The sequence below is a fragment of the Variovorax rhizosphaerae genome, from assembly GCF_037889975.1.
GTDB lineage: Bacteria > Pseudomonadota > Gammaproteobacteria > Burkholderiales > Burkholderiaceae_C > Variovorax > Variovorax rhizosphaerae.
This window is the reverse complement of the sequence record NZ_JBBKZT010000007.1, coordinates 113,480-138,918: the sequence shown is the minus strand read 5'-3', so window position 1 is coordinate 138,918 and position 25,439 is coordinate 113,480. Positions and strand designations below refer to the sequence as shown.

Annotated in this window: 22 protein-coding genes and 1 pseudogene; 6 read left to right on the top strand and 17 right to left on the bottom strand. The window is 66.1% G+C overall.

What is annotated here, in order from left to right:
- The 6 genes and pseudogenes from WKW82_RS16295 to WKW82_RS16270 form a co-directional block, all read right to left on the bottom strand.
- Positions 1 to 930, bottom strand: a pseudogene (locus WKW82_RS16295) (tripartite tricarboxylate transporter substrate binding protein).
- Between the two features lie 82 nt (positions 931 to 1,012).
- On the bottom strand, positions 1,013 to 1,942 hold the full coding sequence (locus WKW82_RS16290; RefSeq protein ID WP_340343355.1) for an NAD(P)-dependent oxidoreductase: 930 nt from the start codon (positions 1,940 to 1,942) through the stop codon (positions 1,013 to 1,015).
- Complete coding sequence (locus tag WKW82_RS16285; protein WP_340343354.1) at positions 1,943 to 2,920, bottom strand: tripartite tricarboxylate transporter substrate binding protein; 978 nt, start codon at positions 2,918 to 2,920, stop codon at positions 1,943 to 1,945. It lies immediately after the preceding gene.
- Positions 2,920 to 3,306 (bottom strand): (R)-mandelonitrile lyase, encoded by a 387-nt coding sequence (locus tag WKW82_RS16280; protein ID WP_340343353.1) that lies wholly within the window; start codon positions 3,304 to 3,306, stop codon positions 2,920 to 2,922. Before WKW82_RS16280 ends, WKW82_RS16285 begins: the two co-directional genes overlap by 1 nt.
- Positions 3,307 to 3,324: 18 nt before the next feature.
- Entirely contained in the window at positions 3,325 to 4,296 is a 972-nt protein-coding gene (locus tag WKW82_RS16275) for a Bug family tripartite tricarboxylate transporter substrate binding protein (RefSeq protein WP_340343352.1), read from the bottom strand.
- Positions 4,297 to 4,307: 11 nt separating this feature from the next.
- Complete coding sequence (locus tag WKW82_RS16270; protein WP_340343351.1) at positions 4,308 to 5,294, bottom strand: SMP-30/gluconolactonase/LRE family protein; 987 nt, start codon at positions 5,292 to 5,294, stop codon at positions 4,308 to 4,310.
- 226 nt (positions 5,295 to 5,520) lie between these two features.
- Between WKW82_RS16270 and WKW82_RS16265 the strand changes: the two genes are divergently transcribed.
- The 4 genes from WKW82_RS16265 to WKW82_RS16250 are packed head-to-tail and all read left to right on the top strand — an operon-like array spanning position 5,521 to position 10,790.
- On the top strand, positions 5,521 to 6,948 hold the full coding sequence (locus WKW82_RS16265) for an MmgE/PrpD family protein (protein WP_340343350.1): 1,428 nt from the start codon (positions 5,521 to 5,523) through the stop codon (positions 6,946 to 6,948).
- Between the two features lie 55 nt (positions 6,949 to 7,003).
- On the top strand, positions 7,004 to 7,999 hold the full coding sequence (locus WKW82_RS16260) for a Bug family tripartite tricarboxylate transporter substrate binding protein (RefSeq protein ID WP_340343349.1): 996 nt from the start codon (positions 7,004 to 7,006) through the stop codon (positions 7,997 to 7,999).
- Between the two features lie 9 nt (positions 8,000 to 8,008).
- Positions 8,009 to 8,971, top strand: a complete 963-nt coding sequence (locus WKW82_RS16255; protein WP_340343348.1) for a Bug family tripartite tricarboxylate transporter substrate binding protein — start codon at positions 8,009 to 8,011, stop codon at positions 8,969 to 8,971.
- Between the two features lie 37 nt (positions 8,972 to 9,008).
- A complete protein-coding gene (locus WKW82_RS16250; protein WP_340343347.1) occupies positions 9,009 to 10,790 on the top strand; it encodes an acyl-CoA dehydrogenase in 1,782 nt (593 codons plus the stop codon).
- Here WKW82_RS16250 and WKW82_RS16245 read toward each other — a convergent pair.
- Entirely contained in the window at positions 10,771 to 11,151 is a 381-nt protein-coding gene (locus WKW82_RS16245; protein ID WP_340343346.1) for a hypothetical protein, read from the bottom strand. The two genes, WKW82_RS16250 and WKW82_RS16245, sit on opposite strands and share 20 nt — an antisense overlap.
- A 176-nt stretch (positions 11,152 to 11,327) precedes the next feature.
- Between WKW82_RS16245 and WKW82_RS16240 the strand changes: the two genes are divergently transcribed.
- On the top strand, positions 11,328 to 12,638 hold the full coding sequence (locus WKW82_RS16240; RefSeq protein WP_340343345.1) for a toll/interleukin-1 receptor domain-containing protein: 1,311 nt from the start codon (positions 11,328 to 11,330) through the stop codon (positions 12,636 to 12,638).
- A 206-nt stretch (positions 12,639 to 12,844) separates the two neighbouring features.
- Positions 12,845 to 14,152 carry a TIR domain-containing protein gene (locus WKW82_RS16235; RefSeq protein WP_340343344.1) on the top strand — a complete coding sequence of 436 codons (1,308 nt, stop codon included), beginning with the start codon at positions 12,845 to 12,847 and terminating at the stop codon, positions 14,150 to 14,152.
- Positions 14,153 to 14,190: 38 nt separating this feature from the next.
- Here the strand turns inward: WKW82_RS16235 and WKW82_RS16230 are convergent, their stop codons facing one another.
- From WKW82_RS16230 to WKW82_RS16185, 10 genes are all read right to left on the bottom strand, one after another.
- Positions 14,191 to 15,108 (bottom strand): LysR family transcriptional regulator, encoded by a 918-nt coding sequence (locus WKW82_RS16230; protein WP_340343343.1) that lies wholly within the window; start codon positions 15,106 to 15,108, stop codon positions 14,191 to 14,193.
- 217 nt (positions 15,109 to 15,325) lie between these two features.
- Complete coding sequence (locus tag WKW82_RS16225; RefSeq protein WP_340343342.1) at positions 15,326 to 15,892, bottom strand: DUF2889 domain-containing protein; 567 nt, start codon at positions 15,890 to 15,892, stop codon at positions 15,326 to 15,328.
- Positions 15,893 to 15,896: 4 nt separating this feature from the next.
- Positions 15,897 to 16,688 carry a crotonase/enoyl-CoA hydratase family protein gene (locus WKW82_RS16220; RefSeq protein ID WP_340343341.1) on the bottom strand — a complete coding sequence of 264 codons (792 nt, stop codon included), beginning with the start codon at positions 16,686 to 16,688 and terminating at the stop codon, positions 15,897 to 15,899.
- 10 nt (positions 16,689 to 16,698) lie between these two features.
- The gene (locus tag WKW82_RS16215) at positions 16,699 to 17,739 is read right to left on the bottom strand and encodes an NAD(P)-dependent alcohol dehydrogenase (protein WP_340343340.1); all 1,041 of its coding nucleotides are present in this window, start codon (positions 17,737 to 17,739) and stop codon (positions 16,699 to 16,701) included.
- Positions 17,739 to 18,698, bottom strand: a complete 960-nt coding sequence (locus tag WKW82_RS16210; protein ID WP_340343339.1) for a Bug family tripartite tricarboxylate transporter substrate binding protein — start codon at positions 18,696 to 18,698, stop codon at positions 17,739 to 17,741. The genes WKW82_RS16215 and WKW82_RS16210 overlap by 1 nt, the downstream gene beginning before the upstream one ends.
- 27 nt (positions 18,699 to 18,725) lie before the next feature.
- On the bottom strand, positions 18,726 to 20,141 hold the full coding sequence (locus tag WKW82_RS16205; RefSeq protein WP_340343338.1) for an aldehyde dehydrogenase family protein: 1,416 nt from the start codon (positions 20,139 to 20,141) through the stop codon (positions 18,726 to 18,728).
- 4 nt (positions 20,142 to 20,145) lie between these two features.
- A complete protein-coding gene (locus WKW82_RS16200; protein ID WP_340343337.1) occupies positions 20,146 to 21,312 on the bottom strand; it encodes an iron-containing alcohol dehydrogenase family protein in 1,167 nt (388 codons plus the stop codon).
- A 5-nt stretch (positions 21,313 to 21,317) separates the two neighbouring features.
- Complete coding sequence (locus WKW82_RS16195) at positions 21,318 to 22,901, bottom strand: class I adenylate-forming enzyme family protein (RefSeq protein WP_340343336.1); 1,584 nt, start codon at positions 22,899 to 22,901, stop codon at positions 21,318 to 21,320.
- A gap of 24 nt (positions 22,902 to 22,925) precedes the next feature.
- Positions 22,926 to 24,176, bottom strand: coding sequence for a CaiB/BaiF CoA transferase family protein (locus WKW82_RS16190; protein ID WP_340343335.1), 1,251 nt, complete (start codon positions 24,174 to 24,176; stop codon positions 22,926 to 22,928).
- A 42-nt stretch (positions 24,177 to 24,218) separates the two neighbouring features.
- Positions 24,219 to 25,424 carry an FAS1-like dehydratase domain-containing protein gene (locus tag WKW82_RS16185; RefSeq protein WP_340343334.1) on the bottom strand — a complete coding sequence of 402 codons (1,206 nt, stop codon included), beginning with the start codon at positions 25,422 to 25,424 and terminating at the stop codon, positions 24,219 to 24,221.
- Positions 25,425 to 25,439: the final 15 nt, after the last annotated feature.

Sequence of the window (25,439 nt, the reverse complement as noted above, 5' to 3'; positions counted from 1 at the left end):
TTACTCCACCTGGATTGCGTTGTCCTTGACAAGACGCGTCCAGCCCGCAACGTCGGCCGCGATCAGTCGGCCGAAGGCCTCGGGCGTTGCTGCCGTCGATACGGCTGCCTCGCGGGCCAGGGCGGCCTTGGTGTCGGGCTCGGCCAGCAGCGTGTTGATCTCTGCATTCAACCGCTCCACGATCGCGCGCGGCAACTGGCTCTGCCCGATGAAACCCCACCAGAATTCGATGCGGAAATTCGGAAAGCCTGCCTCGGCCGTTGTCGCCAGCTGAGGCATGAACGGGTCACGCTGCGCACCGGTCACGGCGATGCCACGCAGCCTTCCGCCCGCGAGATAGCCAGATGTCGTCGCTTAAGTGGCCAGCCCGGCCTGCAGATTGCCTCCCATCATGTCGGCAAAGGCCGGCGCCATGCCCTTGTAGGGCACGTGCACGAGGCGCAGCTTCGCGTCCGCGGCAAACATCTCCATGCCCAGATGACTCATCGAACCGATGCCGCTGGAGCCGTAGGTCACTGTGTTCGGCTGCGCACGCGCCATTTCCGCCAGATCCTTCAAGGTCTTGACGGGCGAGCTGGCGGGTACCGCGACCAGCAAGGACGTCTTGCCCACCAATGCAATCGGCGAGATGTCGCGCACCGGGTCGTAGGTCATCTTGCGGCCGGTCGCGGCGTTGGTCGCGTAGGCGCTCGTGATGAAGGTCAGCGTGTAGCCATCGGCCGGCGCCTTGACGCCGGCCTCGAAGCCGATGGCACCCCCAGCGCCAGGCTTGTTGTCGATGACGATGGGCTGGCCGAGCCGGGCCGACAGCCGCGTGGCGATGCTGCGCGCAATGATGTCGGTTCCCCCGCCTGCGGCGTAGGGCACGATCAGCTTGATCGGACGGCTGGGCCAGGCCGGGTCCTTGGTCTGGGCCGTCGCGGGGAGCATGGCGCTGGCCACCGCAGCCGCGGCGCCCGCCAGCAGCGTGCGACGTGTTGCGGGGCGAGGCATGTTCATGTGCGACTGCGCCTCAATTGATCGAGTAGCCATCCGGCACCACGCGACTGCCGGCGATGCGGTCCATGGTCAACGCCACCACGTTCACCGGCGAGTCGAAGCTGTATTCGTTCAGCGCCATCTGGTAGAAATCCTTGGCGAGATTGCCGAACAGCATGGGCATGGCGGAGTCCTGCCCAAGTTGGCAGGCCAGGCGCACATCCTTGTGCAGCAGGCCCAGCGCAAATGCGGCCTTGAGCTTGCCGGTCAGGATGTAGTCGGCCATGTACTTCTCCATCCAGAAGTTGCGGCCGCCGCTGGCCATCATGATCGCCAGCGCCTTCTCTCCTTCGACGCCGTTCTTGACGGCCAGTGCCATGGCCTCGAGCGTCATCAGCCGCGTGCCGGCCGACAGCAGGTTGTTGGCCAGCTTGACGACATGGCCGCAGCCGATGCCGCCGGCATGGAACACGTTCGGGCTGATGGCACGCAGCAAGGGACCGACGCGCTCGAACTGCGCCGGCTCCGCCCCGACCATGATGGCAATGGTGCCGGCGTCGGCGCCAGACGGGCCGCCACTGACCGGCGCATCGACCATCTCGATGCCCTTCCTGCCCAGTTCGACGGCGATGGCGCGCGTGATGGTCGGGTCGCCGCTGGTCTGGTCGATGATCAAGGTGCCTGGCTTCGCCGTCGCAGCGATGCCGTCCGGCCCCAGCAGCACACTGCGCACGTGCTCCGAGGTCGGCAGGCACAGCACGATCACGTCGCAGCTTGCCGTCAAGTCGGCCAGGCTGTCGGCGCGCACGGCGCCGCGTTCGACCAGGCGCTGCACGCTGGCCATGTCGCGGTCGTAGACGCGCAGTGGGTGCTGGAGCTGCAGACGACGCGCAAGCGCGCCGCCCATGTTGCCGAGCCCGATGTATCCGATGTTCATGGTGTGGATCTCCGTTTCTTGAATCAATCAATCTGCGTGGATGCCGGCGTCCTTGACGATGCGGGCGTACTTGCCGGAGAGCGTGTTCAACGTGGCCGTGAATTCAGCCGACGAGGCACTGGCCTCCGGCTCCACGCCCTGTTCCAGCATGCGCGCCCGGAAGTCCGGCTGTTGCACGGCCTTGCGGATCTCGGCGTTCATGCGATCCAGGATGGCGGGCGGTGTGCCGCTGCGTGCCGCCAGGCCATTGAAGATCGTCGATTCGTAGCCGGGCAGGCCGGATTCGTCCACCGTCGGCAAGTCCGGCAACAGCGGCGAGCGCGTGCGGCTGGTCACGCCGATCGCCTTGAGCTTGCCCGCCTTCACGTGCGGAATCGAGGTACTGATGGTGTCGAACATCAGCGACGTGCGGCCGCCCATCACGTCGATGAGACCGGGCGCGTTGCCTTTGTAGGGCACATGGGTCATGCGGATCTGCGCCATCGAACTGAAGAGCTGCGCGGCGATGTGGCCGGTGCTGCCATTGCCCGACGTGCCGTACGTCAACTCGTCGGGGTTCCGCTTGGCCAGTGCGATCATTTGCGCGGCAGATGTGGCGGGCACGGCCGGGTGCACCACCAGCAGCAGCGGAATGCGCGCGACGAGGCTGACTCCGACGAAGTCCTTCAGCGGTTCGTAGGTCGCGGCGCGCGCCACGGCTGGCGTGTACAGGAACGAATCGGCGATGGCGAGGTAGGTGGTTCCGTCCGCAGGGGCCTTCAAGACCGCATCCACCGCGAGCATGTAGTTGCCGCCAGGCCGGTTCTCCACGACGACCGGCTGGCCGAGTTGTTCCGTCAGTTTTTGCGCGAGATGGCGACTCACGAGATCCAGGTTGCCGCCGGCCGCGGCTGGAACCACGATGCGCAGAGGGCGTGACGGGAATGTGTCTGCTTGAGCGGCGCCGGCGGCGCTCAGGATCGCCATGGTGCTGGCCGCCAGGGCCAGGCGTGCAAGGCGGCGCATCACGACGTCAGCTCAACGCGTTCAAGCCATTCCACGGGTTCGCCTTCCAGCACTTCGGAGACCGAGATATGGGTCATCGAAGTCTTGTCGGTCGCGCCGTGCCAGTGCTTCTCGTGCGACTCGATCCAGACGGTATCGCCGGGGCGGATCTCTTCCACCGCTCCCCCATCGCGCTGCACCCAGCCGCAGCCCGCGGTGACGATCAGCATCTGGCCCAGCGGGTGCTTGTGCCAGTTGGTGCGCGCGCCGGGCTCGAAGGTGACGCTCGCGGCTTTCACGCGCGCGGGCGCCGATGCGTTGTACAACGTGTCCACGCGCACGCGGCCGGTGAAGCGCGTTTCGGGGGCTTGGGCAGAGGGCTGGGTGCCGACGCGTCTGACTTCCATGTCTGGGCTCCTGAGTAATCAATCGGATGTGATGCGGGCGGACTGGACGAGTTGGCGCCAGCGCGGCACCTCGGTGTCGATGACCCGTGCAAAGTCCTGCGGAGAGCCGGGCCGAGGCCGTGCGCCGTCCCGTGACAGCAGCTCTCTCAAGTCCGGCGTGGCAAGGACGGCGTTCAACTCCTCGTTGATGCGCTGGACGATGGGCGCGGGCAGGCCACGCGGCCCCAGCACGCCCCACCACGAATCGACCACGTAGCCGGGCAGGCCGGCCTCGGCCGCCGTCGGCAGGTCGGGCACCAGGTCCGAGCGCTCGTTGCCCGTGACCGCCAGCGCACGCATGCGGCCGCCGCGCACATGAGGCAGCGCGGCCGGAAAGCTGGCCACCAGCATCTGCGTGCGCCCACCCAGGAAGTCCGTGATGGCCGGCCCCAGGCCCGTGTACGGCACATGCAGCAGCTTGACGTTTGCAAGGTGGTTGAACAGTTCGCCACCGAGGTGGTTGATGGTGCCGACGCCGGCCGACCCATAGCTCATGGGCCTGGTGCGCGCCAGCGCGATGAACTCGCGCAGGTTGCTGGCCGGTACGTCGTTGCCGATGACGACCATGAAGGGGCCGGAGCCTGCCATGCCGATCGGCTGCAAGTCGTGGACCGGGTCGTAGGGCGGAGGAACCTTCAGCAGCGGCGCCGTCATGTAGGGGCTGGACTGGAACAGCAGCGTGTAGCCATCGGCCGGCTGGCTGGCAACGTAGGTCGTGCCGATGATGCCGCCAGCACCGATCTTGTTTTCCACCACGATCGGCTGGCCGAGCCGGACCGACAGCTTGGTTGCGACGAAGCGCGCGACCGTGTCGGTGCTGGCTCCGGGGCCGAAGGGCACGATCAATCGGATCGGCTTCTGCGGCCAAGGGCCTTGGGCGTGGGCGAGCCAGCTGGCGGCAAGACTTGCGCCCGCCACGAGAAGGGTTCTGCGGGTGTGCAGTTGCGACATGGCGGGCTCCATCACTGGTGCGAAAACAGGGGGAAGCCCAGCGCCAGGCCGCGTGCGGTGAAGATCATGGCGCCCTCGCCCCGCACCACATCACGCGCCACGATCACCAGGTCGCGCGAACCCGGCACCAGCGCCAGGCTGGTCGACTTGAGGTACTTGTTCTCTTCGCGCCCCGGCAGCAGGATCTGGCCGATCGGTATGCCGAACGGGCTCAACACCAGCACGCGGGCTTGCCAGTTCAGCGCCACGTAGGCGTTGCCGTCCGCATCGGTGCGCATGGAATCGGGGGCGCGGCCGGCAAAGGTGTAGGGAACCGACACACCGCCCCGCGCGCGCACGCCGGGCGATGCAAGCTCCACACGGTGCAGGCGGTTCGCGCAGTATTCGGTGGCCCACACGACCTTGTCGTCCGGGCTCAGCGCCACGCCATTGGCCGCGCACATGTGAGGCAGCACGGGAACGATCTCGCTGTGGTCGGGCGTGACGTAGAACAGCCCGCCCGTGGCCTCGGTCGACGTGCCCCGAAAGTCCGTGAAGTAGAAGCCGCCCGCGCGGTCGAACACCAGGTCGTCGACGACGTGGCCAGCCTCGGGCGGGACGATGGTCTGGCGGTTGCCGCCGTCCGCGTCGAGCGCGATCACACTGCCCGCATCGAACTGGCCGCTGGCGTTGATCGGCCCCACGCAGGCCACAAAGATGCGGCCGTCCTTGTGGATTGCGATGCCAGCGGGATGCAGGTCCTTCTCGACAAACAGCCTCGTGAGTTCGCGCTGCGGCGACAAGCGCAGCACGCGCCCGCCGTACACGTCGACGAACAGCAGGTTGCCCTGCCGGTCGAAGGCCGGACCTTCGAGCGCTACGGAACTGTCGCCGACCTTGAACCAGGGCTCGGCAATGGCCGTCGGAAGATCGCGCTCGCAGAACGGCAGCGGGGCCAAACAGCGGGTGCTATCGAGGTACGAGAGCGTGTTGCTCTCGGAAGGTTGGATCTGTAGCAAGGCTTGTCTCCGGGCGGTGCCTGTCTCGGGCTGTTGGTGTCACCGCATGCCTCGCAGTGTCGAAGTCGTGTCGTGCACCGTCCATCGCGAAATCCGGGACGCGGCCTGCGCGTTTCGCGCAAGGTTCGAGAAACGAGCACACCGCATCCCGGATTTCGCGATGGACCCCAAGCTGTACCGCTTCCTACACTGCCTCCACGCTTTCGCAACCTCGCAGGACAACAACATGACGGCAGCCCATCACGCCCCGGAGACACGACCCACCCAACCCGACCTGGTGCTCGACCTGGCGCGCTTCGCCGCGAACATCGATGCGGCCAAACTCGACCACGCCGTCGTCGAGGCGGTGAAGACCAACATCCTCGACACACTGTCGTGCGCGCTGGCCGGCTCGTCGGCCAAGGCCATCGCCGAGGTGTCGGGACTGGTGCAGGAATGGGCCGGTACGCCGCAGGCCGACATGTTCGTGTTCGGCGGCAAGTACCCGGCGCATCATGCGGCCCTGGTCAACGGTGGCATGTCGCATGCCCGGGACTACGACGACACGCACGACGCGGCCATCCTGCACGCCGGGGTGACGGCCGTGCCGGCCGCCATTGCGGCCGCACAGTTGCGCGGCGGCGTCTCCGGCAGCGAGCTCATCGCGGCTGTGGCCGCAGGCCTTGAAGTGACATGCCGGTTGGGTGTGGGCGTCAAGGTCGACATCGTCGAGAGCGGCTTCATCTACACCTCGCTGCTGGGCTACTTCGGTGCCACTGCTGCAGCCGGCCGCGCGCTGGGGCTGAACGAAGAACAGATGCGCAACGCCTTCGGCATCGTCTACAGCTCGGTGGCCGGCAATCACCAGGTCACGCGCGACGCTTCGCTGATGAAGCGGCTGCAGCCCGGCCTCGCGGCGCAGGCGGCGGTGCTGGCCGTGCAACTGGCACAGCGCGGGATCCGTGGCGCACAAGAGGTCTTCGATGGCGCCGACGGCTTCATCCGCGTCTACATGCAGGGCCGCGTCGACCGCGAAGTCGTGCGGCAGGACCTGGGCCAACGCTTCGAGCTGCTGAACCTGAGCTACAAGCCCTACCCCTGCTGTCGCGACACGCATGCTGCCGTCGACGCAGTGCTGCAATTGCGCGAGCAGACCGGCCGGCCAGCCAGCGACATCGAGACCATCCGCGTCGGCGTGACGGCTCCCGGCTACCAAATGGTGTGCGTGCCCGAGGCCGTGCGCCTCGCGCCACGCACCATCGTCGAGGCGCAGTTCAGCATTCCCTACACCGCCGCTGCCGCCTGGATCGACGGGCGCCTGGGCATCGGCCACTTTTCCGACGAAGGCTTGCAGCGCGAAGACATCCTGGCGCTGACCGCGCGCGTGCGGCCCTACGTGGACGAGGACATCGACCGAGAGTGGAGTCGCTTCGTCACACCGGCCCGTGTGGTCGTGGAGTTCCGCGACGGACAGACCGTCGAGACGCGCATCGACTACCCCAAGGGCCATCCCAAGAACGCCATGACCACGGCGGAGTTCGCGGCCAAGTCCGCGGACTGCGCCACCTTCGTTGCGAAGCCGCTGTCGAACGACGTGGCAGCCCGCCTGACGCAGACCGTTGGCCGACTCGAATCGGTCGGCGATGTCGCCGAATTGCTGCGCGCGATGACCTGAACGTCTGCCCCACCAACACGGCGGCAGACGGACCGTCAACTGGAGACAAAGACCAATGCAAGACTTCAAGTTCCTGCGCGGGCTGACGCGCCGGGCGGTGCTGGCGCTCGCGACCGCCGCCGCCCTGTTGCCCACCGCGGGCGGCGCCCAAGCCACTTGGCCGCAGCGCCCCATCAAGCTGATCGTGCCGTTCGCACCCGGTGGCAGCAACGACAACCTGGCACGCCTTCTCGCTACCAAACTCGGTGCGCGTTTGGGCCAACCCGTGGTGGTCGAGAACAAGGGTGGCGCGGGCGGCACCATCGGCACGGAATTCGTGGCCAAGGCCACGCCGGACGGCTACACCTTGCTGCTTGGCTCGACCTCGATCACGACCAACGCGGCGGCAGGCAAGAAGCTGCCCTACGACCCGGTCAAGGATCTGCAGCCCATTGGTTTGATCGCTACCAGCCCGCTGGTGATCGTGGTGACCAACGGCCTGCCAGTAAAGAACTTGCGCGAGCTGATCGCGCTTGCGCAAGCCAAGCCCGGCAGCATCAGCTACGGCTCGGCCGGGCTCGGTGGCACCAACCACCTGGGAACGGAGCTGTTCGCCTCGGCCGCGAAGGCGCAGTTCGTGCACGTGCCCTACAAGGGCATCTCGTTGGCCTTCACCGATCTCATGGGCGGCAGTTTGCAGATGCTGGTACCCAGCGTCGCCGCCGCCCTGCCGCAGATCCAGGGCGGCAAGATGCGCGCCCTGGCCGTGACCGGGCCACAGCGCTCGCCGCTGGCACCTGATCTGCCGACGGCCGCCGAGTCGGGGCTGCCGGGCTTCCGGCTGGAGGTCTGGTTCGGCCTCCTCGGTCCGGCCGGCATGCCGGCCCCAGTGGTCAGGCGACTTAACGACGAACTGCGCGCCGTGCTTGACGACGCAGCGGTCAAGGAAGTGCTGGCGCGCGAAAGCTCGACGCCTCAACCAGGCACACCCGAAGAGCTCGGCGCCTTGGTGCGTAGCGACCTCGCCCGTTGGACGCAGCTCATCAAGGACCGCGGAATACAAATCGACTAGGAGACTGAATTGGACAAGAGAACGCTTCTGAAAGCCGCCGCCGCATTGAGCCTGGCCCTGATGGCCGCCACGGCCTTCGCGCAAGGCGGCGGAGAGCCCATCCGCATCATCATTCCGCTGAGCCCCGGCACGCCGAGCGACTTCGCAACCCGCATCGTGGCTACCGCCATGGGCGAGAACCTCAAGCGGCCCATCATCATCGACAACAAGCCCGGCGCCAACGGCATCCTGGCCATGCAGGAGTTGATGCGTTCGAAGCCCGATGGCAACACGCTGATGCTGGGCGGCATCTCGCCGATGGCGCTGAATGTGTCGGTCGTCAAGAACCTGCCCTACGACACGCGCAAGGATGTCACGCCGATCGGCGGCATCTACAACGCATTCCAGGGCTACATCGTCTCGAACCAGTTGCCCGTCAACAGCTTTGCCGAGTTCGTGGCCTACGCGAAGAAGAATCCGGGCAAGGTCTCGGCGGGCCACTATTCGGCACTGACGAAGATCCAGTTTGCTGCGCTCGGCCGTCTGGCGAAAGTCGACCTGCTGATGGTGCCGTACAAGTCGACCACCACCACCGCCACCGACGTGATGGGCGGCACGCTGGACGTCAGCATCGTCGACTCGGCCACCGCGATCAACATGGCTAAGGGCGGAAAGCTGAAGGTGCTGGCCATATCGCTGCCCGAGCGCAGCGATCTGGCGCCAGGGCTGCCGGCTGCCTCCGAGACGGTGCCTGGCCTCGCGGTACCGGCCTGGTCGGGGCTGATCGGCCCTGCCAACATGCCGGCCGACGTCGTTCAGAAACTCAACGCATCCCTGAACGCAGCGCTGCGCGACAAGGCAACCATCGCCAAGCTGGCCGAGAGCGCGGTGCAGCCGTGGCCCACCACGCCAGAGCAGTTCGCCAAGTACATCGATGCGGAGACCGCGCGCTGGAAGAAAGTCGCGCAGGACGCCGGCATCCACCCCGAATGAGCCGGCGCTTTCTGCCGGCAGTGAACCAGGAATCGAGATGAGCTATGCGCCCCCCGTGAAGGACGTGTTGTTCGCAATGCGCCACCTGGCGCAGTTGGACCGCGTGGCCGCCCTGCCCGGCTTCGAGGACTTCGGTCCCGACACGGCCGAAGCGGTGCTCGAGGAATCGGCCCGTCTGTGCCGCGAGGTCATCGCGCCACTGAACGCGGTGGGCGACCGCCAACCCTCGCACTGGCACGACGGCGAAGTCACCGCCACGCCGGGCTTCAAGGAGGCATACCGGCTGTTCGCGGAGGGTGGCTCGCAAGGCCTGGCCCATCCGCAGACCTACGGCGGACAAGGTGCACCCAAGCTCATCGCCGCAGCCTGCGCCGAGATGCTGCATGCGGCCAATGTCTCGCTCGGCCTGTGCCCCATGCTGACGGATGGCGCCATCGAGGCGCTGCTGACGGCCGCGAGCCCGGCCGTGCGCGCCAGGTATGCGCCGCAACTGATCGCCGGCACCTGGACTGGCACCATGAACCTCACCGAGCCGCAAGCTGGCTCCGACCTTGCATCCGTGCGCACGCGCGCCGAGCCACAGGCAGACGGAAGCTACCGCCTCTTCGGCACCAAGATCTTCATCACCTGGGGCGAGCACGACATGGCGGACAACATCGTCCACCTGGTGCTGGCCCGCCTGCCCGATGCACCGCCGGGTGTGAAAGGCATCAGCCTGTTCGTGGCGCCGAAGTTCCTCGTGAACGAAGACGGCAGCCTGGGCGCGCGCAACGACGTGCAATGCATCAGCATCGAACACAAGCTGGGCATCAAGGCGAGTCCGACAGCGGTGCTGCAGTTCGGCTGCGCGCAGGGCGCGGTGGGCGAACTGGTCGGCGAGGCCAACCGCGGCCTGGAGTACATGTTCGTCATGATGAACGCCGCGCGCTTCGCCGTGGGCTTGCAGGGCATCGCAGTGGCCGAGCGCGCGTACCAGCAGGCACTGGCCTTCGCGCGCGAGCGCGTGCAGGGCCGTGCGCTTGGCAGCAGCGACGCGGCGCCGCCCATCGTTCAGCACCCCGATGTGCGGCGCAAGCTGCTCACCATGAAGGCGTCCATCGAAGGCACGCGGGCGCTGGCCTATGTGGCCGCGGCGGCTGGCGATGTGGCGCACCACGCGACGGACGAAGCCGAGCGGCGCGACAACCTGGCGCTGTACGAGTTCCTGGTGCCGGTCGTGAAGGGGCACAGCACGGAGATGGCGGTCGAGCTCGCCAGCCTGGGCGTGCAGATCCATGGCGGCATGGGCTTCATCGAGGAGACCGGTGCCGCCCAGCACTACCGCGACGCGCGCATCCTGCCCATCTACGAAGGCACGACGGCGATCCAGGCAAACGACTTTCTGGGGCGCAAGACGGTGCGTGACGGCGGGGCCGTGGCCCAGGCCGTCTGTGTGCGGGTTGCAGAGACCGAGCACGCGCTGGCGGAGACGCACGGCGAGGATTTCCGCGTGATGCGTCAAGGACTGCGCGCCGGCAGGATGGCGTTCGAGTCTGCTGTGGAATACGTGCTGGACAACGCGAGGGAGCGGCCCGTGCAGGTCTACGCAGGTTCGGTGCCGTATCTGCGGCTGGCGGGCGTGCTGCTGTGCGGCTGGCAGATGGCAAGGACGATGCTTGCAGCGCACGCGAGGCGCGAAGAAGACCCGGCGTTCTGCGAGGCCAAGATGGCGACAGCGCGGTTCTATGCCGAAGCGGTGATGCCGCAGGCATGGGCGCTGGAGGCGGCGTTGCTGAGCGCGGGGGGAACGGTGGAGCGGGTCAGCTCGGAAATGCTGTGAGAACTCTGCAAGTCAAGCGACGTGGGCACCAGCGATAGCGGCAGCTCGCGAAGATCACATCGACGCCATGCCCGTTTTCCTTGACCACGTCACCGTCCCCTCGCGCAACCGGGTTGCGTCCGCCAGGCGGCTCGCAGAGTTGCTCGGTGTCCCTTGGGCAGAACAAGGCGCCGTCGGCTTGTACTCCCCTGTGTACGTCAATGCCCGCCTGACGCTCGACTTTGCGCAATGCGACGCCCCTCTCCCCCAGCAACACCTGTGCTTCCGGGTCGGGCGGGAAGACTTCGACGCGATCGTGCAACGCATGCAGGCCGCTGGCGTTCCGTTCCGCAGCGCGGCGCACGGTCCAGACGACGGCCAAGCCAGCGACTATGTTCCCGGCAGTCGGCGCGGTGGGTCGTCCTCAATCTTGTTGAGATTTCATTTGGCGTTTCGTCCTGATTGCCCTAGAAAGATCTCTGCAGTCCAAGGCTACCCTGCATCGCCGCCGAAGTCTTTGGCTAGCCGTTGACAAGAGAACTTGCTTGACGAGGTGATATGGCCAAGGTGTTCATCTCTTACCGCCACATCAACGCGGAGTCCGCAGAACCGTTGTTCGAAGGCCTGGTCAAGCGCTTCGGATCGACAAACGTCTTTTTCGATAGTTCGGCAATTGAGCCTGGCGAAGTTTTTCCTGAGAAGATTCGGTGCGCATTGGAGGCTGCTACCGTTGTGCTCGTGGTCATCGGCAGAGGCTGGGGCGACATCCGCGACGGGCAAGGAAAGTTTCGGCTAAGCGATCCCCAAGACTGGGTGAGAACGGAGATCCGCCTGGCTCTGAAGCTTGGCAAGAGGATTATTCCGGTTGTGCTTCGAGGCGCAGCAATGCCCCCGCGCGAGGAGCTTCCGGAGGACATCCGCGAAATCGCGCTGCTGTCATGGCACCAACTCCAGAACTTCAATGCCGACATAGCACGGCTTTGCAACATCATCGAACCCAGATTTTCGGTTGCTGAACCGGCGGCAGTCATGGCACTTGCCGCTGGTACTGCGTTCTCCGAACGGCAGGCCGTGCGTGGCGAGCAACAGCGTACGTGCAGGGTCGAGGGATACGAGGTCGGCAGTATCGAACTGCCTCCGGTGATTGCCGAGATTGGACCGATGTCTCTGTACTACGCGCTGCTGGTTCTTGGTGGGTTGGTGGCGGCGCGTGATCGGACGGGTTGGCGTCTTGAAGAAATGCTCAGGGTCGCAGGGTGCGCAGCAATTGGAGTGGCTCTGAGCCAATTCGTCGTTGTCGGAGCCACAGCATCTCTTGGCCCCAATCACTTCTGGGTGCAGGTGCTTCAGGTTGGTCTCTGGTTTGCGGGAATATCAATCGGAACAGCCTACGGGTTCCGACAATATTCTCTGATCGAGAACTTCGATTCACGACGCGCTTCCTTCATATGCGCAACCGTGATCTGCATGGCGCTGCTCGGTTCATTCATGCAAAACGCATATATCAAGATAGATGCATTCAAGCTCGGCGAGGTCAATCCCAGAACGCTCCTTTGGGCTCCCATTCTGCTAGGAACGTCGATCGTCTGGTTTCGCTTTCTGCGACGCGGGCGATCTGCAAGATGGTCCGATCTTGCGAAGCTTTTGATTCCGGTTCTCGCCGCGATGGTTGCGGCCGATGTTCTCGTCAGCGTACCGACACCGATTTTCTCTCCAGTGGGAGGCGACGATCAAAGCCTCGTGAGAGCCTGTGTCATGAGATTTGCCCATACGCGTCAGACCTTTGGCAACGCGCTCTTCTTTGCCCTGGTTGCCGGGGTCGGTTCCTGGCGCCTCAATAGTTTCGCTCGGGATGACGAGCAGGGCTGAACCGCGGTCGCAGTCACGGATAGGGCGTGTTCGAGTCGCCATGCCTAGGTTCTGTGCTCCACTGGATTAGGGATACGGAGCGCAGACGGGAGGGGGATAATCCGACCCTCTGCGCCACGGCGAGGGAGAGTTGTACCGAGTTATTGATCCGGACATGGCAGTGAGCGCGGTCAGCACCTTTCGCACGGAAGTAAAGAGGGAGCAGCATGATTACTGCCGAAGACTGGATACAGCAGGTACCGCCGCCGCGGCCACTAAGCGAGGGCGACCAGTGGAACGTGTTTCTCTCCTATCGGTCGGCCGATCGAGCGTGGGTCGTCAATCTGTACGACGTTTTGCGCCGATACGGTCACAAGGTCTTCCTCGACCAAGTGGTGTTGGTCGGCGGTGATCAATTGCAGGAGCGCCTTGAGAGTTCGCTGACGGCAAGCCAGGCTGGCGTGTTGGTCTGGTCGAATCACGCGCGCGACTCGACGTGGGTTCGTCGCGAATACCAGACGATGGAGGCGGCGACCGACCGGAAGAAGGCCTTCAGGTTTGTTCCCGTGCGCCTCGATGCGAGCGAACTACCCAGCTTCGCGGCATTGCGGATCTTTCTTGACTTCAGCTCCTATCCCGACGGTCCGAACGGTGGTGAACTACTACGCTTGCTGCATTCCGTTGTCGGACAGCCCCTGAGTGACAAAGCGGCGCGCATTGCGCTTGAGCTCGACGAGTCTTCGAAGCGAGCAGCGAGCCAGATTGGTGCAGCCATACGCAACGGCTCGCCCGAACGGCTGAAGGCGCTGTTCGCAGAGCGCGGCGCGCCCTGGCGAGTAGCTGCTGCCCTGGGTTGCAAGGCTGCGGAGGGCTTGACCAAGCTGGAGGCGTACGATGACGCCGTAGCGATGTTGCTCGAATTGCAGCGAGAGTTTCCGCGGGCAATACGGCCCAAACAGTTGCAAGCACTCGCACTGCTACGGCGCGCTCGAGGCGGAGGACAGCAGAAGGATCTGGCGGATGCCCAGGAGATCGTCGCCGAACTCTACGAATCCGGCGAAAGGGATCCCGAGACGCTGGGCATCTACGCTTCGACGTGGATGGAGCGCTACGAGCGCTCGAGCAAAGTCGGCGACTTGAGGCAAGCGAGAGACCTCTACGCGGAAGCGTTTGCCGCCGCTCGCGACGACTACTACACGGGAATTAACGCTGCAGCTAAGAGTGTCCTTTTAGACGACCTTGCGCGCGCTGCGCAACTGGCGAACGAAGTTCAGCAAATCGTCGGAGCCGAACCACGCCCCGGCGACTACTGGTTGACAGCAACTGTAGGCGAGGTGTGGCTCATCCAGAAGAACTACGTCGAAGCCGCACGCAACTACGACGCGGCAGTAGCGATGGCGAGTAGTCAAACCGGATCGCACAAGTCGACGTGGAGGCAAGCCTGCCGCCTCATGGCTAAGCTCGGTCCCACTGCCGATGAGCGCGCGTTGGTGCGCAAGCCATTCGAGCATCTACCGGATTGCGATCAGCTCTGAGATCCCGGTGGGCGACGGCCACGGGCGGGTACTGCACATCACCGACGCGCCAACGGCGCCATCCTCCGCAGGTCAGGCCAAGCCTCCGCCGCCGCATCCACGAACGCGCGGATCAACGGATCATTCCCACGGCTCGCCACATGCGCGACGTACTGCGGGTACTCCGCGCGTGCCAGCGGTGACAGTGTCAGATAACCTTCCTGCTCGCCCTGCAGCGCGTACTCTTCGCGCATCAGCAGCATGCCGACACCCGATTGCACGAGCGCACGGGCCAGCGCCGAGTTGTCGAAGCGCACGACGCTGTTCAACTCCAGGCCTTTCTCGGCAAACAGCTTCTCCATCATGAAGGCGTACGAGAGGTTGGTATCACTGGGCGTGATCCACGGAAGTTCGGACAACTCGGTCCAATCAGCGGATTCGATCTTCTCTTTCCAGGCCACGGGCCCCACCACACGGAAGTTCACCGTCGCCATCTCGTAGTAGGTGAACCCGGCGTCCACCGCGCGGCCAAGCAGGATGCCGATGTCGATCTCGCCTGTCTTCAGCGCCTGGCGCGTGCCGGCGGACGCACGCGCCCGCAGGTCGACCGTGATCAGCGGGTGCTTCTCACGCAGTTCGGCAATCACGGGGCCGATGCGGTTGGAGGTGGGGTCGCTGCTGGCGCCGACGATGAGGTTGCCTTCGACCTTGCCGCGGATGTCGCGCGCGAACGAGGTGAACTCGGCCGCGCCGTTCAGCAGTTCCTTGGCCTGGCGCATCAGCATCTGCCCTGCACGCGTGAGTTCCAGGCTGCGGTTGGTACGCACGAACAGCTGCAGGTCCAGGTTCTCTTCGATCGCACGCACATGGGCGCTGGCGGCCGATTGGCTCACATGCAGCCGCTCGGCCGCACGCGTGAGATGCTGCTCTTCCGCCACGGCGACGAAGGTGCGCAGCTGGACCAGGTCGATCATCATGGTTCGTCAGGCCTTCTACGAGCGTTGTCGATGCCGGCGATTGTCGTGCGACACCGCATGTTGGCCCAGCAGGGTTTCCCGTGTGTGCTCCTAGTGACTGGCGGCAGCACGCGCTCTAACGCAGGCTCATGGCCGGCAAACACTGCCCGCCAGTTCGCAACGCCGGGGCTGTTCGGGCAGTGTGCAGCGCGCTTTCTTCGCAGCCACGCGATGTGCATCACGAGTCTCCTTGCTTCCTTGTCTTGTCGTGGAACTGCGGCCACAACACGCGCACCAATTCGCGCGTCGCGCCATAGGCATAGCAGCTGTCGATCTTCAGCGGCCTGCCGTTCGCGTCCACGCGTTCGGCGCGTCCGCGGTTCACCTGGCTCAGCGACTGGAAGGCCGTCGTGGCCATGGGGATCAGCAGCTCCATCAGGTGCGTGCAAGCACGCTCGCCACCCAGGCGGCTGCGCACTTCCTTGCTCCAGCCGCTCGCCATGCGCAGGCCGACCAGCGACTGCAGCGCCCGACCGCCTTCGGGGCACGCGTCGTAAGGCGCGGCCTCGGTAAAGGTCTCCACGGCGTAGATGGTGAGATCGCGGTCGTACACCAGGCGCACGCCCATGTCGTGAACCGGTTCACCGGCCGGAAAGCGCTTGTCGCCGTGCCAGGGCTCGAAGTCGTAAGGCTTGCGATCGGTCACCCGGCCTTCGAGCTCGAACAGGTCGTCGCTGCGCCGCCAGGCACGCATGTCGATGCGGCGCCAGTGCAGCTCTTCTTCGCGGGTTGCGGCGGGGTCCATCACGTCAGCTGAAAGCCGGTGCGCGCTTTTCGAGGAACGCATTGACAGCCTCGCTGTGGTCGGGCGTCTTGTGGCATACGGCCTGGTACACGGCCGACAGCTCCAGCACCTCGCTCAGCCGCGAATGGATGGCCTCGCGCAGCAATCGCTTGGTCAGGCGGATACCGTGTGCGGCATTGACGGCGATACGGTTGGCCATGGCACGTGCTGCGGGCAGCAGTTCCTCGTGCGGCACGACGCGGGAGACGAGGTTCCAGTCGAGCGCCTGGCGCGCACCGATGGTGTCGCCCGTCAGCGCCATCTCCGCCGCGCGCGACATGCCCACGATGCGCGGCAGCAGCCAGGCGCCGCCGTCGCCGGGAATGATGCCCAGCTTGATGAAGCTCTCGGCGAACTTGGCCTTCTCGGACGCGATGCGGATGTCGCACATGCAGGCAAGGTCCAGCCCGGCGCCGATGGCATGGCCGTTGATCGCCGCCACCACCGGAACCTCCAGGTTGAACAGCGACAGTGCCAGCCGCTGGATGCCGCGCCGGTAGTCCTGGCGGATGTCCATCTCGCTGACTTCGGGCGAGGCCTGGCGCTTCATCTCATGGATGTTGCCGCCGGCGCAGAACGACGGGCCGTTGGCTGCCAGGATCACGCAGCGCACGCTGCGGTCGTCGTGGATGCGGTCGATGGCGGCCAGGAATTCCGGGATGGCGGTGTTGCCGGTCAGCGGATTGCGCTGTTCGGGCTGGTTCATGGTCAGCGTGACGACGGGGCCGTCTTGTTCGTAGAGCAGGAAGTCGGGCATGTTGGGGGTCTCACAGGGTTTGGTTGTCGATCACGAAGCGAAAGCGCACGTCGCCGGCCAAGAGGCGCCGGTAGGCCGCATCGATGTCGTCGGCGGCGATCACCTCCACCTCGGCGGCGATGCCGTGCGCGGCACAGAAGTCCAGCATCTCTTGCGTCTCGGCGATGCCGCCGCTGCGCGTGCCGGCGATGGAGCGGCGGTTGGTCAGCAGCGCGGCGGCCGGCACGCTGAGCGGCACGCTGGCCACCGCCAGGTTCACGTACACGCCATCGAGCGCCAGCAGGCCGAGGTAGCGGTCCAGGTCGGCATGGATCGGCACAGTGGACAGCACGATGTCGAAGCTGCTGTCGAGCACCGTGAACGTGTCGGGCTCGTTGCTGAGACGGTAGTCATCGGCCCCGAGGCGCAGCGCGTCCTCGCGCTTGGCAGGCGTGATGTCCAGCACCGTGGTGTGCGCCCCCAGCGAACGGCTGATCTGCACGCCCATGTGACCCAGGCCGCCGAAGCCAAGGATGGCCACGCGCTTGCCCGGCCCGGCGCCCCAGTGGCGCAGCGGTGAATACATCGTGATGCCGGCACACAGCAGCGGCGCCGCGTTCTGCAGCGCGATGGCGTCGGGGATGGCCACGACAAAGGCCTCGTCCACGACCACCTGCTCGCTGTAGCCGCCATAGGTGGGCTGGCCGTCAGCGCCGATCACGCCATAGGCCAACGTCCGGCCGCCGCTGCAGTATTGCTCCAAGCCGGCGCGGCAGTTGTCGCACCGTCGGCAGGCATCCACCATGTTGCCCACGCCCACGCGGTCGCCAACGCGGTGGCGCGTGACTTCGCTGCCCACCGCCAGCACTGTCCCGGCCATCTCGTGGCCCGGCACCAGCGGATAGATCGTCTTGCCGCGCGTGCTGTGCGCATGCTCCACGTCGGACTGACAGATGCCGGCGTAGGCGATGGCGATGTGCACGTCGCGCGGCCCCGGGGCGCGACGCTCGATGGTGGTCGATACGAAGGGCTGCCGCGGGCCGCAGGTACAGCGGGCCTTGACGCGAAACATCACTCGGGCCGGATGTTGGCTTCGCGCGCGAGCCGGACCCAGCGCGTGGTCTCCGAGTCGATTAGCGCCTTCAATTTGTCAGGGCCCATCTCGAGCGGCGTCGTGCCATGGTTGGCGTACTTCTGGATCAGGTCCGGCGTCTTCTGCGCCTTGAGCACGGCATCGCTCACGAGCGTGACCAGTTCACGCGGCAGGCCGGCGGGCCCGACCAAGGCGTTCCACGATGGAAAGTCGAAGCCCGGCAGCGTCTCGGCAATCGCGGGCCAGTCCGGCGTGGTCGGATTGCGCTTCAAGGACGACACCGCCAGCGCGCGCAACTGCCCGGCCTTGACCTGGGCCTGCGCGTTGCCCGGGTCGGTCAACGTGGCGAAGAGCACGCCGCCGATCACGTCACTGATGGTCGCGGGACTGCCCTTGTACGGGATGGGCAGCAGCTCGATGCCGGCCATGTGGCTCATGGTGGCGATCTGCGTTTGCACCGAGGTGGTCGAGAAGCCCACGCTGACCTGGCCGGGCCGCGACTTGGCATAGGCGATGAACTCGCCGAAGGTCTTGATGGGCGAATCGGCCTTGACCATGAGCACGTGATTCGTCAGGCTCACACCCGCGATCGGTGTCAGGTCCTTGCGCGGGTCGTAGCCCATGTTCTTGACGAAGGCCAGGTTGGCCGCCAGTGGCGAATTCGAGCCGCACAGCAAGGTGTTGCCGTCCGGAGCGGCGCGAACCACTTCGAGCGTGCCGATGCCGCCGTTGCCGCCCGCCTTGTTGTCGATGAAGTAGTTCTGGCCGTTGATCGCGCCGACCAGCGGCATCAGCATGCGCGTGGCGTAGTCGTTGGAGCTGCCGGCCGGCAGCGGCACGACGACGCGCACAGCACGGCCCTTGGCTTGTGCCCAGGTCTGTCCAGCGGGCAATGCCAGGCCCAGGCCTAGCGCTTTCAGGATGTCTCGTCTTTGCATTGCTTGTCTCCAGCCGTGGCCGGGCGCTTAGCCCAGCACGGACTTGTATTCCATGAATTCCTCGATGCCGAAGCGGCCCCACTCGCGCCCCACGCCAGACAGCTTGAAGCCGCCGTGCGTGCCACGCTTGTCCAGTGGCGCACCGTTGATGCGGACGCGGCCCACGCGCAGCCGCGATGCAACGGCACGGGCGCGGTCCGGATCCGCGGACCAGACACCGGCCGCCAATCCGTAGGCCGAGTCGTTGGCGATGTGGACCGCGTCTTCCTCGTCGTCGAACGGGATCAGCACGACCACCGGGCCGAAGATCTCTTCACGCGCGATGCGGCTGTGGTTGTCGCCAGAGAAGATGGTCGGCTGCACGTACCAGCCCTGCGCCAGGCCCTCGGGCGCTTCGGCGCCACCCGTCAGCATGCGCACGCCCTCCTCTTGCGCCTGGCTGATGTAGCCGCGCACCCGGTCGCGCGCGGCCGCAGTGGACACCGGGCCCAGCGTTGTCCGTTCGTCGAGCGGGTCACCCAGCACATAGCTCTGCGCCTTGCGCACGGCCAACTGCTCTGCCTCGCCCAGGCGGTCGCGCGGCACCAGCATGCGCGTGAGGCCGCCGCAGACCTGGCCGGTGTTGCGCAGCGCGTCCTCGATGCCGCCTTCCACGGCGCGTGTGAAGTCGGCATCGCCCAGGATGATGTTGGGCGACTTGCCGCCCAGCTCCAGGTGCACGCGCTTGATCGACCCGGCCGCGACCTCCATGACCCGGCGGCCCGAGCGCACCGAGCCCGTGATGGACACCATGTCGACCAGAGGATGCGCCGCGATGGGTTCGCCGACCTCGGGCCCCGTGCCGCAGACCAGGTTGAAGACCCCCGGCGGCAGGCCAGCCTCGGCGCAGAGTTCCGCGAAGACGAAGGCGGTCAGTGGCGCCACCTCGGAAGGCTTGAGCACCACGGTGCAACCGGCCGCGATGGCCGCGCCGGCCTTGGAGATGACGGAGCGCAATGGTGCGTTCCAAGCCGTGATGGCGCCGACCACACCCGAGGGTTCGCGCTGCACCTGAGTGCTGCCGACCTGGTGCATCCATTCGATCTGGTCGAGCGACTCGGCGATGATGTCCAGCTCCTCGACCGCGCCCAGTACCTGCGTCTTGCGCAGCGCGGTGATGGGGTAGCCCAGCTCGCTGACCAACGTCTGCGCAATCTCCTCGAAGCGTGCCTCGGTCAGCCGCGCCAGCCGGCGGAACAAGGTCACCCGCGTGAGGGTGCTGCTGCGCGACCATTCGGGGAAGGCGCGTACGGCCGCCTGCACGGCGCGGTCGACGTCCTCGGCAGTGCCGCGCGGCACGGTGGCGATCACCTGTTCGGTGGCCGGATTCACGACGGTCAGGACTTCGCTGCGCGTGGACGGCACCCAGGCGCCGTCGATGTAGATCTGCTTGCGTTCGATCATGGTCTCACCACGCTTCTTCGAGGATCTGGTGCAGCTCGGCGGCTTCGCGCACCGGACGCGGGTTGCCCTTGAGGAACCAGTCGCCCATGGCGAGCGTGGCGGTCTCGGGAAGGGACTCTCGCGGCACCTGCACGTCGCGCAGGCGGCGCGGCACGGCCAGGTCGTCGAACAGGCTCGCGATGGTCTCCACGACACGCTGCTCGGGCGTCTGCGCGGCGCTGCGTTGCAGGTCGAGCGCGGCAGCCACCTGCGTCATGCCGGCCGCTGCGGCCTCGGCGTTGAAGCGCAGCACGTGCGGCAGCACGATCGCGTTCACCGTGCCGTTCTCGATGTCGTGGCGTGCCCCGATCGCATGGCCCAGCACCGTGGTGATGCCGGCGGCCGTGTGGTCCGTGCCTTGTCCGCACAGGATCGCCGCCAGCACGAGCTGTCCGCGCACGGCCGCATCGTCGGCACGCGCGGCATGGGGCAGATGCTGGGCCAGGAGGCGCAGCGCCTGCATCAGCGCGCCGTGGGCAATGGCGTCGTGCGAACGCGAGGTCAGCCCCTCGATCGCCATCGACAAGGTGTTGATGCTGGCGCTGGCGACCAGGCCGCGTGGTGCGGACAGGATCATCTCCGGGTCGATGAACACCGACTGCGCGCGCGTCTTCGGATCGAACATCGCCAGGCGCTGGCCGCTCGCGGGGTCGAACACGGCGCTTCCAGCCTTGACCGTGGCAGTGGTCGGCGTGGTCGGCACGATGAACTGCGGCAGCTTGGGCGCTGCAAGCTTGGGGCTGCGCAGGCGCCCGTCGGCTTCGGTCACGGTGCACAGTTCGGACACCGGCTTGCCCTCGGCCGCGAGGATGCTGGCCGCACGCGCCGTGACGATGGCCGAGCCGCCGCCGACGGCAATGACGGCATCGGCCTTGACGCTACGCAACAGAGCGGCGGCATCCTCGACCGAGGCGACGGGGCTGTGACCAAGCACCTCGCCATAGACGCCGGCGCAGCGCGCGCCGAGGGCTGCGCGGATGCGCTCGAACAGCGGGCCTTTCGCCAGCCACTCGCCGCAGACGACGACGGCCCGCTCGCTCTTGATGCGGTCCAGCTCGCGGCCCAGGTGCGACAGGCTGTCGGGGCCGTGGTACAGGCGCAGCGGCGGCGTGATGTGTTGGAAGTTCTGCATGGCACTCAGCTTTCGTTCTGCAGTTCGGCCCGGACCTGGGCGCTGATGGCGGCCTTGTCTACCTTGCCGGTGTGATTGGTTGGAAGCGGCTCGCGCTGCAGGCGCCATTGACTGGGCACCGCGAACGAGGCGATCTGGCCGCGGAGTTGCTCCTGCAGTTGCTTCGACGTGAATTCGGCGTCGGTTACGACCACGGCCATGACTTCCTCGCCCAGGTCGCGGTGTGGCACGCCGAACACCACGGACTCGGTGACACCCGGAATGTTCAGCAATGCGCGCTCGATCGCAGCAGGCGCAATGTTCTCGCCGCCGCGGATGATCATGTCCTTGCAGCGGCCGGTGATCCACAGGTTGCCCTTGTCGTCGAGCCGGCCCAGGTCGCCGGTGCGCAGCCAGCCCTCCTCGTCGATCGGCGACTCATCGAGGCCGAAGAAGCCGGACATCTGCGTTGGCGAGCGCAAAAGGATCTCGCCATCCGGCAGGCCAGGATGCGCGAGGAAGCGAATCTCGACGCATGGCAGTGGCTTGCCAGTGGAACCCAGTTCGTCCAAAGCCTCCGAGCCAGCGGCGGCCGTGGCCTGCCCGCCGTTCTCCGTCAGGCCGTAGCCCGTGGGAATCCTGGGACTGACGCTGGGCAACTGGGTGCGGATGCGCTGCATCAGTTCCGCATGCACTGGCGCGCCACCGATGCTGATGGACTTCAGGCTGCTCAGGTCCCGGCGTGACACATCCGGATGGTCCAGCAGGCGCATGACCATCGTCGGCACGGCATTCCAGCGCTTGACCTGGTTGCGTTCGATGGAGGCGAGCACCTCGGCAGGGTCGTACCGGCCCTCGGACAGCACCAGCGTGTCGCCGACGACGACAGCCCGCATCAGGGTCTGCATGCCGCCCACGTGGAACAGGGGGCCGGTGATCAGCGTCACGTCGCGCGCAGTTTCATCGATCTGGTGCGGCAGCTTGCGCGTGATGTGCAAGGTCATCTGCAGGCGTGCCAGCAGCGCACGGTGCGACAGCACCACTGCCTTCGGTTGGCCCGAAGTGCCCGAGGTGAAGATGATGAGGGCGGTCTCTTCCTCGCCGCCTGGGGTCTGCACATCCGGGGCAGCGAGACTGCCAGCGCCCTGCGCCGTGGCGATGCCCCACGGACCGAGGCGCGCGCCAGCCGGCACACGCATGGCGCAGCGCACATCGGCGAGCGTCATGGCAGGTTGCAGCGCTGCCAGGCCGTTGCCGATCTCCACCTCGCTCCACCAGGCATTGGCGAGTACCGGCACCGCGCCTGCGAGGAAGCAGGCCCAGAAGTTGACCACCCACTCCGGGCTGTTCCAGCCGAGGATGAAGATGCGATCACCGCTGCGAATGCCCAACTCGGTGAGTTCGCGGGCCTTGGCGAACGCAGCACTTTGGAGGTCGTCGAACGAGAGTACCCGTTCCCCCTGGACGAGATGGGGCCGCGCGCCCCAGCGCGAGGCGAAGGCCAATACTTGCTCGACCCGGCGTGGGCGCTCGGTGTACATGCGATATGGGATCCCGCCAACCGTTTCGGTCGAGATCTCCTTCCCCCATGACTGCGCTGCTGATGACATCGATGTTGTCTCCATGTTTTGTTCTCAAGGCTTGCGGTAGCGATCGAGCATTGCGTTGTCCTGGCCGAGCGCAGGCGCAGGCTTGGCGGGGCACCACTCGCCGTCGAACTTGATCGGGATCCGGACGCTTCGGATCGAGCCGACGTTGCCCGGGTACTCAACGTCGGTGATTGAACCGGAGCCGCTCGCCGCCTCCATCTCCAAGGCCTCGCCGAGGTTGCGGACGACGCCGCAGGGGATGCCCGCCTCGTGCAATCGCTTCACGATCTCCTCGGAGGTGAAGCCGGAGAACACCTCGCTGAGCAAGGCGTCGCACGCGTCCCGATGCACGACCCGGGAAGCTGCAGTCAGGAACCGCGGATCCTCCGCAAGTTCCGGCCGGTCCATGGCCTCGACGATCTTCTTCCACGAACCGTCGCTGAACGTGGACAGCAGGATGTTCCCGTCCGAGCCTGCGTACTGGCCGTACGGCACCACGCCCGGATGGCGCGACCCCATCCGCTTGGGTGTTTCGCCGGTCACGAAATACCGGGTGGCGTTGTAGACGGAGAGGGACAGCAGAGAGCTCATCATGCTGACCTCCACCAGGCTGCCCTTGCCGGTTCGAGAGCGCTTGAGCAGTGCCGCGAGGATGCCGTGGACCGAGAACATGCCGGAAGTCAGGTCAGCCACCGGAAGCCCAAGCTTGCTGGGTGGTGCGTCGCCTTCGCCGTTGAGGCTCATGACGCCGGATTCGGCCTGCACGATCAGGTCGAAGGCAGCCCGCCGACTCTCAGGGCCCGTCCCCCCAAAGCCCGAGATCGAGCAGTAGACCAACCGCGGGTTGATCTTGGAGAGCACGTCGTATCCAAAGCCCAGGCGCTCGGCGACGCCGGTACGGAAGTTCTGGATGAAGACGTCGCAGTCCGCGACCATCGCGTGGACGAGCTTTCTCCCCTCCTCGGACTTCAGGTCGAGTTCCACCGATGCCTTGCTGCGGTTGATCGTGGAGTGGTAGAAGCTCACGTCGCCTTGCAGGGGCGCGATGTGCCGGGTGTCGTCGCCGGCCTCGGGCACCTCGACCTTGATCACCTCCGCGCCCATCTCCGCGAGCAGCAGCGTCGCGTAGGGGCCAGAGAGGTAGCGTGTCAGGTCGAGAATGCGAACGCCGCTGAGCGGCAGCGCCGAGCCCTCGGCTTCGCTTGCGCCTTCGACGCGAGGCGCTTCCGCAAACGTCGTTGAATGCGGCCTCTCGGTCGTCGCTTCGGCCATCAAGGTGTCGCTGGATGTGGTCATGCTCGTCTACGTCCTTGCTTCGTTCTGCGAACGTCCCGTTGCTCAAGCGGCCGGGCGCGTGGGCAGGGCCACCACCGCAGTGCCGGGCATGCATTGCTGGCCACGCTGGTTGGTGGCCCAGGTGACCAGGCGAACGATGTGGCGGCCTTCAGCGTCGACCTCCTTGGCCTCGACGCGCCCGCCCAGGCGCACCACGTCGCCCAGGTACACATGCGAACGGTACTGGCCGGTCAGCGCGAGCAGCTGGCCGGCATCGCCCATCCAGTTGGTCAGCGAATGGATCTGCCAGCAGGTGCGCTGAATGCCCACGTCGTAGGCGATCTGCGCGCCTTGCAGCTGAGCCGCATAGTCGTTGTAGTGCACCGAATACACCGGCTCCAGCGCGTGGGTACGCGGGTCGCGGAAGGCCCACTTGGGGTGCTTGTGGTAGCGCTTGAGCGCCACCGAATGCGCAGCCACGCGCGGGATGGGCGCAGCGCCGGCGGCGATGAAGGCGATGAAGTCCGTCAGGCCCAGCGGGCCCTTCGTGATGACGTCCATCTCTTCACCGACCTGCACATCGTCCCAGTAGCGCGGCGTCGCACCGCGCGGCTTCTCGGCCAGGATCTGCTCCTCGATGGCCGCGATCTCTGCTTCCTTCCAGGGATGGGGCACTTCGATGGCCCGGCTCTCGCGGCGCGCCTGCATCTCGCCGCGCTCGAAGCGCATGCGGGAGCAAATGAAGGTGGCCTTCAACTCGCCCTCTTCGTTGCGGTACTCCTGGCGCAGGTAATCCTTGATGCGGCGGCCGCCAAAATTGCTGTCGGCGATCGGACCGTCGAAGCCGTCGAACACGACGTTGGCGGTGATCTTCTCGCCGACGCGGATCGGCGCGCCGAAGGTCATCTTGGTCTCGGCATGGAAGCCGCCCAGGCCGGGCCAGCCCACCTGCACGGAGCCCAGGCACGCGAAGATGAAGCTGGGCGGTGCGACCAGCGTGCCGTGAGGGCCGTCATTGGCATAGGCGGCGTCGGTATACAGGGGGTTGTCGTCGCCAATGCCCTCGCAAAAGCGCATGACAGCCAAGCGCGTCGCGTACTCGTTGTTCAGGCAGGACTCGGTGCGCAGCTCGGTGCCGATCAGCGCGCGCATGTCGGCCAACATCTTGTCGGTGAACTTGCCCAGGGCCAGCTCCTTGGTGATGCCGGCGTCGGTTGCCACTGCGGTGGTTTCTGCGGTGGGCTCTGCGGTTGTCTCTGCGATGGTCATGTCTGCGATTCCATG

Coding starts and splice junctions, on each gene's coding strand:
- WKW82_RS16285 (WP_340343354.1), bottom strand. CDS start 2,920: ATGCGCCGCCTTGCACGCCTGGCCCTGGCGGCCAGCACCATGGCGATC.
- WKW82_RS16280 (WP_340343353.1), bottom strand. CDS start 3,306: ATGGAAGTCAGACGCGTCGGCACCCAGCCCTCTGCCCAAGCCCCCGAA.
- WKW82_RS16275 (WP_340343352.1), bottom strand. CDS start 4,296: ATGTCGCAACTGCACACCCGCAGAACCCTTCTCGTGGCGGGCGCAAGT.
- WKW82_RS16265 (WP_340343350.1), top strand. CDS start 5,521: ATGACGGCAGCCCATCACGCCCCGGAGACACGACCCACCCAACCCGAC.
- WKW82_RS16260 (WP_340343349.1), top strand. CDS start 7,004: ATGCAAGACTTCAAGTTCCTGCGCGGGCTGACGCGCCGGGCGGTGCTG.
- WKW82_RS16250 (WP_340343347.1), top strand. CDS start 9,009: ATGAGCTATGCGCCCCCCGTGAAGGACGTGTTGTTCGCAATGCGCCAC.
- WKW82_RS16240 (WP_340343345.1), top strand. CDS start 11,328: ATGGCCAAGGTGTTCATCTCTTACCGCCACATCAACGCGGAGTCCGCA.
- WKW82_RS16235 (WP_340343344.1), top strand. CDS start 12,845: ATGATTACTGCCGAAGACTGGATACAGCAGGTACCGCCGCCGCGGCCA.
- WKW82_RS16230 (WP_340343343.1), bottom strand. CDS start 15,108: ATGATGATCGACCTGGTCCAGCTGCGCACCTTCGTCGCCGTGGCGGAA.
- WKW82_RS16225 (WP_340343342.1), bottom strand. CDS start 15,892: ATGGACCCCGCCGCAACCCGCGAAGAAGAGCTGCACTGGCGCCGCATC.
- WKW82_RS16220 (WP_340343341.1), bottom strand. CDS start 16,688: ATGCCCGACTTCCTGCTCTACGAACAAGACGGCCCCGTCGTCACGCTG.
- WKW82_RS16215 (WP_340343340.1), bottom strand. CDS start 17,739: ATGTTTCGCGTCAAGGCCCGCTGTACCTGCGGCCCGCGGCAGCCCTTC.
- WKW82_RS16210 (WP_340343339.1), bottom strand. CDS start 18,698: ATGCAAAGACGAGACATCCTGAAAGCGCTAGGCCTGGGCCTGGCATTG.
- WKW82_RS16205 (WP_340343338.1), bottom strand. CDS start 20,141: ATGATCGAACGCAAGCAGATCTACATCGACGGCGCCTGGGTGCCGTCC.
- WKW82_RS16200 (WP_340343337.1), bottom strand. CDS start 21,312: ATGCAGAACTTCCAACACATCACGCCGCCGCTGCGCCTGTACCACGGC.
- WKW82_RS16195 (WP_340343336.1), bottom strand. CDS start 22,901: ATGTCATCAGCAGCGCAGTCATGGGGGAAGGAGATCTCGACCGAAACG.
- WKW82_RS16190 (WP_340343335.1), bottom strand. CDS start 24,176: ATGACCACATCCAGCGACACCTTGATGGCCGAAGCGACGACCGAGAGG.
- WKW82_RS16185 (WP_340343334.1), bottom strand. CDS start 25,424: ATGACCATCGCAGAGACAACCGCAGAGCCCACCGCAGAAACCACCGCA.